The organism is Arenimonas sp. (assembly GCF_022842045.1).
Taxonomy (GTDB): Bacteria; Pseudomonadota; Gammaproteobacteria; order Xanthomonadales; family Xanthomonadaceae; genus Arenimonas.
Map to the genome: position 1 here is coordinate 1 of NZ_JALHQI010000040.1, position 10,756 is coordinate 10,756.

The following is a 10,756-nucleotide window of genomic DNA, read 5'->3' on the forward strand; positions in this document are numbered from 1 at the left end:
CGGGCGCGCGGCCGGGGCCGGCTTGGGCGCGGCCGGGCGGGCCTTGCGCGGCTCGTGGATGATGATCTGGCCGACCGGGCCAGGCGCGGCGGCGCGCGGCGACGGCTTGGGCGGCGCGACCTCGATCTCTTCCTCGAACTCCGGCTCGTCCTGCTCGACTTCCACCGGCGCGTTGCGCGCGGCTTCCTCGGCCTGGAGGCGGGCTTCCTCGGCGTCGCGCTCGAGCTTGCGCTTGCGGTCGGCTTCGCTAAGCGCGGCGAGCTCGGCGTCGTTGCGGGCCTTGGACTCCTCGAGCTTGCGCAGGGCTTCCTGGCGCTCGTCGGTCACCGGCGCCTCGGTCTCGTCGCGCTTGACGTAGGTGCGCTTCTGGCGCACCTCGACGGTGACCGTGGACTTGGTCTTGCCGGCGCTGACGGTCAGCTCTTCCTGCTTGCGTCGCTGCAGGGTGATCTTCTTGGGCACGGCTGCTTCCGCCGGCTTGTCGTCCTTGCCGTGGGTCCGGCGCAGGAAGCCAAGCAGCTTCATCTTCTCGGTGCTGCTGACCACCTGGTCCGGCCCGCTGAAGGTCATGCCCGCACCCGCGAGCTGCTCGAGCAGCTTCTCGGTGGGCATACCCAGCACTTTGGCCAGCGAAGCAACGGTGACTTCAGACATTGGTTGGTGATTCCTTGGGGCGGCGCGCCGGGGCGCGCGTGGTGGTGCGGGGAACGACGTGGAGCGCTTGCGTCTTGCTGCTTACTCGAACCAGTGCGCGCGCGCGGCCATGATGAGCTTGGCGGCGCGGTCGGCGTCCATGTCTTCGATATCGGTGATGTCGTCGGTGGCCAGGTCGGCGAGGTCGTCGCGGGTGACGATGCCACGGCCGGCCAGGGTGTAGGCCAGGGCTTCGTCCATGCCGTCGAGCGACAGCAGGTCGTCGGCCGGCTTGTGCTCCTCGATCTCCTCCTCGACCGCCAGGGCCTCGGTGAGCAGCGCGTCGCGGGCGCGGGCGCGCAGCTCCTCGACGATGTCGTCGTCGAAGCCTTCCACCGCCAGCAGCTCGGCGGCCGGCACGTAGGCGATTTCCTCGACCGTGCTGAAGCCCTCGGCGACCAGGATGCCGGCGATTTCCTCGTCCACTTCCAGCTTGTCCATGAACAGCTGGCGCGCGGTGGCCTGCTCGGACTCGGACTTGGCGGTGACCTGGTCCTGGGTCATGACGTTGAGCTGCCAGCCGGTCAGGCGGCTGGCCAGGCGGACGTTCTGGCCGCCCTTGCCGATGGCCTGCGCCAGCTTGTCCTCGGCGACCGCGAGGTCCATCGAGTGCTTCTCTTCGTCGACGATGATCGACTGCACCTCGGCCGGGGCCATGGCGTTGATGACGAACTGCGCCGGGTTGTCCGACCACAGCACGATGTCGATGCGCTCGCCGTTGAGCTCGTTGCTGACGGCCTGCACGCGCGAACCGCGCATGCCGATGCAGGCGCCGATGGGATCGGTGCGGTGGTCGTGGGCCAGCACGGCGATCTTGGCGCGGTCGCCCGGGTCACGCGCGGCGGCCTTGATCTCGACCAGGCCCTGGCCGACTTCCGGCACCTCGAGCTTGAACAGCTCGATCATGAACTCGGGCGCGGTGCGGCTGATGAACAGCTGCGGGCCGCGCTGCTCGGCGCGCACGTCCAGCAGGTAGCCACGCACGCGGTCGCCGGGGCGCAGCACGTCGCGCGGGATGGCCTTGTCCTTGGGGATGAAGGCTTCGGCGTTGCCGCCGAGGTCGACGAACACGTTGCCGCGCTCGACGCGCTTGACGATGCCGTTGACCAGCTCGCCGACGCGGTCGCGCCAGGCGTCGAGCACCTGCGCCCGCTCGGCTTCGCGCACGCGCTGCACGATGACCTGCTTGGCGGCCTGGGCGGCGATGCGGCCGAACTCGGCGTTCTCGACCTGCTCCTCGATGAAGTCGCCGACCTGGGCGCCTTCCTTCTCGTCGACCGCGTCCATCAGGCGGATCTGGCGCTCGGGAGACTCCATCACGACGTCGTCGGCCACCACTTCCCAGCGGCGGAAGGTCTCGTAGCTGCCGTCCTTGGGGTCGATGGCCACGCGCACGGACACGTCCTGCTCGTGGTAGCGCTTCTTGGCGGCCGAGGCCAGCGCGGCCTCCATCGCCTCGATGATCACGGCGCGCGGCACGCCCTTCTCGTTGGCCACCGCTTCCATCACCAGCAACAGTTCCTTGCTCATCTTTTCCAGCTCCGTCAGGGGTGGTTCGACCGCCCCGGGGTTTTGATCAGGATTCTTTCTTGGCCTTGCGGCGGGTGCCGCCCGGGCCGGTGGGCTTGGGCTGGGCCGCCAGGCCCAGGGCGACCAGGTCGGGGACCAGGCGCGCCTTCTCGATGTTGTCGTGCGGCACGCGCATGTCGCCGGCCTCGTGCGCCAGCAACACCACGTCGCCCTCGACGCCGGTGATGCGGGCGATGAAGCGGCGGCGGCCGTCCTGCGCCATGCGCAGGGTCAGCTTGGCCTGCTCACCGATGAAGCGGCCGAACTGCTCCGCGGTGAACAGCGGGCGGTCGATGCCGGGCGAGGACACCTCCAGCGTGTACTGCGAGGTGATCGGATCTTCGACGTCGAGCACCGCGGCCACTTCGCGGCTCACCGCCTCGCAGTCCTCGATGCCGACCAGGCGGCCGGGCGCGTCGATGTACAGGCGCAGCAGCGCGCTGTGGCCGGTGGGCGCGAATTCGATGCCCAGCAGCTCGAGCCCCAGGGCCTCCACCGTGGGGGCGAGAAGTTCGCCGATTTCAGTCGCCTTGCCGGTCATCGGTTCGGTCCAGTGCCTTTGCGTTTACGGAATTTCGAAAACAAAAAAGGGCCGTGAGGCCCTTTTCCGGTACATCCAGGTTCCGGCTTCCCGGAGCCGCCATGGTGGCCGACCCGAGGGAAAAAGCCTTGGCAATGAGTCCTTTCGGTTCAAGGCCAGAAACTGGTAGCGGGGGCAGGATTTGAACCTGCGACCTTCGGGTTATGAGCCCGACGAGCTGCCAGACTGCTCCACCCCGCAGCAGTAGACGCGCATTATAGGGGGGCCGGCGAAGCCGGCGCAAGCCCAATGATGATCGCGCGGTTCAGGCGACCGGGAACGCGACCCGGCACCAGGCCAGGATCCACTCCGCGAACAGGCCCAGCACCAGCAGCGCGACTGCGTTGACCGCGAACAGCACGCGCACGTGGCCATCCGGATGGATGCGGGCACCCTCGCCCTCCGGCTCGTCGAAGAACATCACCTTGACCAGGCGCAGGTAGTAGAAGGCGCCGACCACGGCCGCGACCACGCCGACGATGGCCAGCCACAGCAGGCCGGCATCGACCGCCGCGCGCAGCACCTCGAGCTTGGCCCAGAAACCCAGGAACGGCGGCACGCCGGCCAGCGAGGCCATCACGAACATCACCAGGGTGGCCTGGGTCGGGTTGCGCGCCCACAGGCCCTTGAAGTCGGCGATGTCCTCGGCCTCGAAGCCCTTGCGCGACAGCAGCAGGATGGCGCCGAAGGCGGCGGTGGACATCACCGCGTAGCTGATGGCGTAGAACATCGCCGCCGAGTAGCCCACCTGCCCGCCCTGGGCCAGGCCCATGAACAGGAAGCCGACGTGCGAGATGGTCGAGTAGGCCAGCATGCGCTTGAGGTTGGTCTGCACCAGCGCGATGAGGTTGCCGATCACCAGCGACAGCGCCGCCAGCCAGGCCACCATGTCCTGCCAGTACGCATCGAGCGGGCCGACGCCGGACTCGAGCAGTCGGTAGGCCATGCCGAAGGCGGCGAGCTTGGGCGCCGAGCCGATGAACAGCGTGATGGCGGTCGGGGCACCGTGGTAAACGTCCGGCAGCCACATGTGGAACGGCGCCGCGCCGAACTTGAAGGCGATGCCGACCAGCATGAACACCACGCCGAACAGCAGCAGGGTGCGGTCGCCGGTGCTGGCCGCGGCGGCATGGATCTCGCCCAGCTGCAGGCTGCCGGTGGCGCCGTAGACCATGGACATGCCGTAAAGCAGCATGCCGGAGGCCAGCGAGCCCAGCACGATGTACTTCATCGCCGCCTCGGACGAGCGCGGGTTGTCGCGGTCCATGCCGACCAGGCCGTAGCTGCTCAGCGCCAGCAGCTCCAGGCCCAGGTACAGCACCAGCAGGCTGTTGGCCGAGATCATCAGCATCATGCCCAGCACCGAGAACAGGCCGAGCGCATAGAACTCGCCCTTGAACAGCCCGCGGTCCTGCAGGTAAGGCTTGGCGTAAACGAAGGACGCGCCGGCCACCACGTACACGGCCAGCTTCAGCACGTCGCTGGCGGTGTCGCGCACGAACAGGTCGGCGAAGCCGTACACCGGCGCCATGGCCATGTCGCGCGCGGTCAGCACCGCCGCCGCGGCCAGGATGAACAAGGCCAGGAAGTGGGTCAGGCCCCGGCGCTGGTCGGACAGGAACAGGTCCACCATCAACAGCGCGAAGGCCGCGCCGCAGACGAAGATTTCCGGTCCCAGCGGTACCAGGTCGGCGAGGGTGGGCATCGGCAAGGCCATTCGGATTCCCTTACAGCTTGGTGGCGGCGAGCTGGGTGAGCAGCTGCGCGATCGGTGCTTCCATGAGGTCGGTCAGCGGCTTGGGGTAGACGCCCAGGGCCAGCGTGCCCAGCGCGAACACGCCCAGCACCAGGACCTCGCGGCCGTTGACGTCGGTCAGCTCGGCGACGTGGTGGTTGGCCACCTCGCCGAAGATCACGCGCTTGACCATCCACAGCGTGTAGGCGGCGCCCAGGATCAGCGTGAAGCCGGCCGCGAAGGCCACCCACACGTTGTGCTGGAACGCGGCCAGGATGACCATGAACTCGCCGACGAAGCCGGAGGTGCCCGGCAGGCCCGAGTTGGCCATGGCGAAGAAGACGAAGAAGGCGGCGAACCACGGCATGGTGTTCGCCACGCCGCCGTAGTCGCGGATCATGCGGCTGTGCATGCGGTCGTACACGACGCCGACGCAGGAGAACATCGCGCCCGAGATGAAGCCGTGCGAGATCATCTGCACCATCGCGCCCTGCAGGCCCAGCTGCGCGGCATCGGTGCTGCCCAGCTCGCGCACCAGCGCGAAGGCGATGAAAGTGCCGAGCGTGACGAAGCCCATGTGCGCGATGGAGGAGTACGCGATCAGCTTCTTCATGTCCTCCTGCACCAGCGCCACCAGGCCGATGTAGACCACGGCCGCCAGCGACAGCGCGATCACCAGCCAGGCCCACTCCTGCCCCGCGTCCGGGACGATCGGCAGGGTGAAGCGCAGGAACCCGTAGCCGCCGATCTTGAGCATGATCGCCGCCAGGATCACCGAGCCGCCGGTGGGCGCCTCGACGTGGGCGTCGGGCAGCCAGGTGTGGACCGGGAACATCGGCACCTTGACCGCGAACGCCGCCAGGAAGGCGAAGAACAGCCACATCTGCTCGGTGGCGGTCAGCTTCAGGGTGTACAGGTCGGCCAGCATGAAGCTGGGGTCGCCCGCCTCCACCGTGCGCAGGTACAGGTACACCAGGCCGATGAGCATGAAGACCGAGCCCAGGAACGTGTACAGGAAGAACTTGATGGACGCGTACACGCGCTTCGGGCCGCCCCAGACGCCGATGATGATGAACATCGGGATCAGCATGCCTTCGAAGAAGACGTAGAACAGCATGGCGTCGAGCGCGGCGAACACGCCCACCATAAGGCCCTCGAGCACCAGGAAGGCGGCGAAGTACTGGTGCGCGCGGCGGTCGATCGAGGTCCAGGAACCGATCAGCACCAGCACCGAGGTCAGCGTGGTCAGCGCGATCAGCGCGATCGAGATGCCGTCCACGCCCAGGGCGTAGCGGATGTCGAAGCTGGGGATCCAGGCGCGGTCCTCGACGAAGCGCATCGCCGGCGAGCTGACGTCATGGCCGGCGAACAGCAGCAGGCTGGCGGCGAAGGTGGCCAGGGCCACGACGAGGGCAAACACCTTGCCCTGGTTCGCACGGGCGTCGCCGAAGGCCAGCGTGAGCAGGCCGCCGAGGATCGGCAGCCAGATCAGCACGCTCAGCAGGGGCCAGTTGGCATCCATCAGGTCTTCCTTGTGGGTCTCAGGCGCCGACCGTCCGCACCAGCACCGCCAGCAGGACGATGAGGCCGATGATCATGGCAAAGGCATAGTTGTAGAGGCGGCCGGTCTGGACGTGGCGGACGATGCCGGCGATGCGATCGATGAGCACCGCCGAGCCGTTCACCAGCAGGCCGTCGATCAGGCCGGCGTCGCCGCGCTTCCAGGAGAACTTGCCGAGCTTGATGCCGCCGCCGGCGAAGCCCTTGATCCACAGGTCGTCGAAGCCGTACTTGTTGTCCAGGATGCGGGTGAGGAAGGCGCCGGGCTTGCTGGCGCGCATCTTCGTGGCGGCGTCCGGGAAGTACAGGTACAGCGCGGTCGCGGCGGCGAAACCGGCGAAGGCGATCCAGAACACCGGCGAGGCGAAGAAGTGCAGGCCGAAGCCGATCGCCGCCGACAGCCAGCCGTGGTCGTCGTGCCAGAGCGTCTTGGCGGCCATCGCGACGGTGTCGTGCGCCGGCATCACCTCGATGGCGCCGCGGAAGAAGTCGCCGAACAGCATCGGGCCGACCGTGAAGAAGCCGATCAGGACCGAGGGGATGGCCAGCAGGATGAGCGGCACGGTGACGACCTTGGGCGACTCGTGCGGCTCGACCGGGCCATGGTGGCCGTGGTCGTCGTGCGCCTCGCCGTGGTGGGCATCGGCATGGGCGTCGTGGCCGTGGTCGTCGTGGCCATGGGCCTCGACCTCGCGGAAGCGCTCCTTGCCGTGGAAGGTCAGGTACAGCAGGCGGAAGCTGTAGAAGGCCGTGACGAACACGCCCAGCATCACCGCCCAGTAGCCGTAGGACTGCACCCAGCCGCCGGTCTTGGCTGCCTCGCCCGCCGCCACGATGATCGTGTCCTTGGAGAAGTAGCCCGAGAAGAACGGCGTGCCCACCAGCGCCAGCGTGCCGATCAGGCTGGTGATGTAGGTGATCGGCATGTACTTGCGCAGTCCGCCCATCTTGCGCATGTCCTGCTCGTGGTGCATGCCGATGATCACCGAGCCGGCGGCCAGGAACAGCAGCGCCTTGAAGAAGGCGTGGGTCATCAGGTGGAACACCGCAGCCGAGTACGCCGACACGCCCAGCGCCACCGTCATGTAGCCCAGCTGCGACAGGGTCGAATACGCGACCACGCGCTTGATGTCGTTCTGCACAATGCCGATCAGGCCGGTGAACAGAGCCGTGGTGGCGCCGATGAACAGCACGAAGGCCAGCGCCGTCTCGCTCTGCTCGAACAGCGGCGACATGCGCGCGACCATGAAGATGCCGGCCGTCACCATGGTGGCGGCGTGGATCAGGGCCGAGATGGGCGTGGGGCCTTCCATCGAGTCGGGCAGCCAGACGTGCAGCGGCACCTGGGCCGACTTGCCCATCGCGCCGATGAACAGGCAAATGCAGATGAAGGTGATCACCTCGAACTGCACCGGGTCGGCCAGCACCTGCCAGGTGTGGCCGAACAGCGCGACCTGGCCGGACCAGACGGTGAAGGTGGCGTTCAGGTCGGCGTTGGCGGCGTGGGCGAACACCGTGGCGTAGTCGAGCGTGCCGATCCAGGCCAGCACGCCGGCGATGCCCAGCAGGAAGCCGAAGTCACCGACGCGGTTGACCAGGAAAGCCTTGAGGTTGGCGAAGATCGCGGTCGGCCGCTTGTACCAGAAGCCGATCAGCAGGTAGGACACCAGGCCCACCGCTTCCCAGCCGAAGAACAGCTGGAGGAAGTTGTTGCTCATCACCAGCATCAGCATGCTGAAGGTGAACAGCGAGATGTAGCTGAAGAAGCGCTGGTAGCCCGGGTCGTCGGCCATGTAGCCGATGGTGTAGACGTGCACCAGCAGCGACACGAAGGTCACCACCACCATCATCATGGCGGTGAGGCTGTCGACCATGAAGCCGACGTGGGCCGAGTAACCGCCGACCTGGAAGAAGGTGTAGACGTTCTCGTTGAACGGCGTGGCGCCGCCCATCGCGAACTGCCAGAGGACCTGGCACGACAGCGCGCAGCTGACCGCGACGCCGAGGATGGTGGCCCAGTGCGCGCCGGCGCGACCCACCTGCTTGCCGAACAGGCCGGCGATGGCGGCGCCGACCAGCGGCGCCAGCGCGATGACCAGGAGCGTGTTCATGGAGATCATCGCGCGCTCAGCCCTTCAGGGAATCGAGTTCGGCGACGTTGATGGTCCGCTTGTTGCGGAACAGCGTCACCAGGATGGCCAGGCCGATGGCGGCCTCGGCGGCGGCCACGGTCAGGATGAAGAACACGAAGATCTGGCCGGACACGTCGCCCAGGAAGCGCGAGAAGGCCACGAAGTTGATGTTCACCGCCAGCAGCATCAGCTCGATGCACATCAGCAGCACGATGACGTTCTTGCGGTTGATGAAGATGCCGGCGACGCTGATGCAGAACAGCACCGCGCCCAGTGCGAGGTAATGGCCGAGGCTGATCACGGGTTGCCCTCCTGGCGGGGTTCGGACGGCACCTTGACCAGGCGCACGCGGTCCTCGGCGCGCACGGCCACCTGGCGGCCGGCGTCCTGGTGCTTGGTGCCGGGGCGGCGGCGCAGGGTCAGCATCACCGCCACCACCAGGGCGACGGTCAGGATCACGGCCGCGATCTCGAACGGCAGGATGTACTTGCTGAACAGCGTCTCGCCGATCCACTGCAGGTTGGTCTTGCCGGCGGCGACCGCCGGGTCCACCGACGACAGGCCGACGTCGAAGCGCTTGCCGCCGATCAGCAGCACCATCTCGGCGGCCATCACCACCACCACCGCGCCGGTGAGCGGCAGGTAGCGGGTGAAGCCCTCGCGCATCGGCGTGGTGTTGATGTCGAGCATCATCACCACGAACAGGAACAGCACCATCACGGCGCCGATGTAAACCAGCACCAGCACCACGCCCAGGAACTCGGCCTGCAGCAGCAGCCACAGGCAGGCGGTGGAGAAGAAGGCAAGCACCAGGCTGAGCACCGCGTGCACCGGGTTGCGCGCCAGGATGACGCCCAGCGCGGCCAGCACGGTGACCGTGGCGAAGGCCCAGAAAGCGGCGAGTTGGTAGGTCATGGCGTTGTCCCCTGCCTCAGCGGTAGGCCGCGTCGACGGCGCGTCGCTCGGCGATTTCCGCTTCGAAGCGGTCGCCGATGGCCAGCAGCTGCAGCTTGCCGACCACATTCTCGCCGCGCTTCTCGAAGTGGTATTCGTGGATGTGGGTCTCGACGATCGAGTCCACCGGGCAGCTTTCCTCGCAGAAGCCGCAGTAGATGCACTTGAACAGGTCGATCTCGTAGCGGGTGGTGCGGCGCGAGCCATCGGCGCGCGGCTCGGAGTCGATGGTGATCGCCAGCGCCGGGCACACCGCCTCGCACAGCTTGCAGGCGATGCAGCGCTCTTCGCCGTTCGGGTAGCGGCGCAGCGCGTGCAGGCCGCGGAAGCGCGGCGACTGCGGGGTCTTCTCGTACGGGTAGTTGAGCGTGTACGTGGGCTTGAACATGTAGCCCAGGGTCAGCTTCAGCCCGGCCAGCAACTCCAGCAGCAGCAGGCTCTTGAGGTAGTTCTTGATCTGGTTCATAGCGTCCTCAGGCCCCGACCGTGAACCAATTGTTGTAGGCCATGATGGCGGTCACGAAGATCCAGGCGATCGTGATCGGAATGAAGATCTTCCAGCCCAGGCGCATGATCTGGTCGTAGCGGTAGCGCGGGAACGAGGCGCGGAACCAGACGAAGCAGAACGCGAAGAACGCGAACTTCAGCGCCAGCCACCACCAGCCCGGCTCGCCCAGGAAGCCCCACGAGGGCGGGAACGGCGACAGCCAGCCGCCCATGAACAGGATCGAGGTCAGCAGGCTGACCAGCATCATGTTCGCGTACTCGGCCAGGAAGAAGATCGCGAAGGCCGAGCCGGAGTATTCGACGTGGAAGCCGGCGACGATCTCGGACTCGCCCTCGGCGACGTCGAAGGGCGCGCGGTTGGTCTCGGCCACGCCGGAGATGAAGTAGATGATGAACAGCGGGAACAGCGGCCACATGAACCACTCGCCGATGCCCAGGCTGCCCTGCTGGGCATGCACGATCTGGGTGAGGTTCATGGTGCCGGCGGCCACCAGCACGCCGACCAGGGCGAAGCCCATCGCGATCTCGTAGCTCACCACCTGGGCCGCCGAACGCAGCGAACCGAGGATGGCGTACTTGGAGTTCGAGGCCCAGCCGCCGACGATGATGCCGTAGACGCCCATCGAGGTCAGGGCCAGCAGCACCAGCAGGCCGGCGTCGACGTCGGCCAGCACCACGCCTTCATCGAAGGGGATGACCGCCCAGGCCGCGAACGCCGGCGCCAGCGCCAGCAGCGGCGCCAGCCGGAACAGCAGCGGGCTGGCGTTGGCCGGGATCACCAGCTCCTTGAACAGCATCTTGAACACGTCGGCGAAGGCCTGGATGACGCCGATGCCCAGGAAACCGCCGATGTACTGCGGTCCCTGGCGCACGTGCATCCAGCCGATCACCTTGCGCTCGAACAGGGTGAAGAAAGCCACGCCAATGGTGATCGGCAGGACGATGACGATGATCTTGGCCAGGGTCCAGGCCACCAGGCCCAGGTCGCCATGGGCCAGCAGGAAATCGCGGATCGCGTCGATCATC

The 10,756-nt window shown here is 67.2% G+C and carries 10 protein-coding genes and 1 tRNA gene; all 11 read right to left on the minus strand.

The annotated features are described in order from the left end of the window. Positions 1 to 654: translation initiation factor IF-2 associated domain-containing protein (locus tag Q0C12_RS09540; protein ID WP_290889489.1), on the minus strand; the 654-nt coding region annotated here is incomplete at its 3' end. An 81-nt stretch (positions 655 to 735) separates the two neighbouring features. Next, a complete protein-coding gene (nusA, locus tag Q0C12_RS09545; RefSeq protein ID WP_290889492.1) occupies positions 736 to 2,223 on the minus strand; it encodes a transcription termination factor NusA in 1,488 nt (495 codons plus the stop codon). Positions 2,224 to 2,269: 46 nt separating this feature from the next. Continuing rightward, complete coding sequence (rimP, locus tag Q0C12_RS09550; protein WP_290889495.1) at positions 2,270 to 2,803, minus strand: ribosome maturation factor RimP; 534 nt, start codon at positions 2,801 to 2,803, stop codon at positions 2,270 to 2,272. A 163-nt stretch (positions 2,804 to 2,966) separates the two neighbouring features. Continuing rightward, positions 2,967 to 3,043: transfer RNA gene (locus Q0C12_RS09555), tRNA-Met, on the minus strand. A gap of 64 nt (positions 3,044 to 3,107) precedes the next feature. Then, a complete protein-coding gene (gene nuoN / locus Q0C12_RS09560; protein ID WP_290889498.1) occupies positions 3,108 to 4,547 on the minus strand; it encodes an NADH-quinone oxidoreductase subunit NuoN in 1,440 nt (479 codons plus the stop codon). 22 nt (positions 4,548 to 4,569) lie between these two features. Next, positions 4,570 to 6,099: an NADH-quinone oxidoreductase subunit M gene (locus Q0C12_RS09565; RefSeq protein WP_290889501.1), complete on the minus strand. Its 1,530-nt coding sequence runs from the start codon at positions 6,097 to 6,099 to the stop codon at positions 4,570 to 4,572. A 19-nt stretch (positions 6,100 to 6,118) separates the two neighbouring features. Further along, positions 6,119 to 8,257 (minus strand): NADH-quinone oxidoreductase subunit L, encoded by a 2,139-nt coding sequence (nuoL, locus tag Q0C12_RS09570; RefSeq protein WP_290889504.1) that lies wholly within the window; start codon positions 8,255 to 8,257, stop codon positions 6,119 to 6,121. 7 nt (positions 8,258 to 8,264) lie between these two features. Further along, on the minus strand, positions 8,265 to 8,570 hold the full coding sequence (nuoK, locus tag Q0C12_RS09575) for an NADH-quinone oxidoreductase subunit NuoK (RefSeq protein WP_034209925.1): 306 nt from the start codon (positions 8,568 to 8,570) through the stop codon (positions 8,265 to 8,267). Then, on the minus strand, positions 8,567 to 9,184 hold the full coding sequence (locus Q0C12_RS09580) for an NADH-quinone oxidoreductase subunit J (RefSeq protein WP_290889511.1): 618 nt from the start codon (positions 9,182 to 9,184) through the stop codon (positions 8,567 to 8,569). The genes nuoK and Q0C12_RS09580 overlap by 4 nt, the downstream gene beginning before the upstream one ends. A gap of 16 nt (positions 9,185 to 9,200) precedes the next feature. After that, positions 9,201 to 9,689: an NADH-quinone oxidoreductase subunit NuoI gene (nuoI, locus tag Q0C12_RS09585; protein ID WP_034209923.1), complete on the minus strand. Its 489-nt coding sequence runs from the start codon at positions 9,687 to 9,689 to the stop codon at positions 9,201 to 9,203. A gap of 7 nt (positions 9,690 to 9,696) precedes the next feature. After that, positions 9,697 to 10,755: an NADH-quinone oxidoreductase subunit NuoH gene (gene nuoH / locus Q0C12_RS09590; RefSeq protein WP_290889516.1), complete on the minus strand. Its 1,059-nt coding sequence runs from the start codon at positions 10,753 to 10,755 to the stop codon at positions 9,697 to 9,699. Between the last annotated feature and the right edge of the window lies 1 nt (position 10,756).

Coding starts and splice junctions, on each gene's coding strand:
- nusA (WP_290889492.1), bottom strand. CDS start 2,223: ATGAGCAAGGAACTGTTGCTGGTGATGGAAGCGGTGGCCAACGAGAAG.
- rimP (WP_290889495.1), bottom strand. CDS start 2,803: ATGACCGGCAAGGCGACTGAAATCGGCGAACTTCTCGCCCCCACGGTG.
- nuoN (WP_290889498.1), bottom strand. CDS start 4,547: ATGCCCACCCTCGCCGACCTGGTACCGCTGGGACCGGAAATCTTCGTC.
- Q0C12_RS09565 (WP_290889501.1), bottom strand. CDS start 6,099: ATGGATGCCAACTGGCCCCTGCTGAGCGTGCTGATCTGGCTGCCGATC.
- nuoL (WP_290889504.1), bottom strand. CDS start 8,257: ATGATCTCCATGAACACGCTCCTGGTCATCGCGCTGGCGCCGCTGGTC.
- Q0C12_RS09580 (WP_290889511.1), bottom strand. CDS start 9,184: ATGACCTACCAACTCGCCGCTTTCTGGGCCTTCGCCACGGTCACCGTG.
- nuoI (WP_034209923.1), bottom strand. CDS start 9,689: ATGAACCAGATCAAGAACTACCTCAAGAGCCTGCTGCTGCTGGAGTTG.
- nuoH (WP_290889516.1), bottom strand. CDS start 10,755: ATGATCGACGCGATCCGCGATTTCCTGCTGGCCCATGGCGACCTGGGC.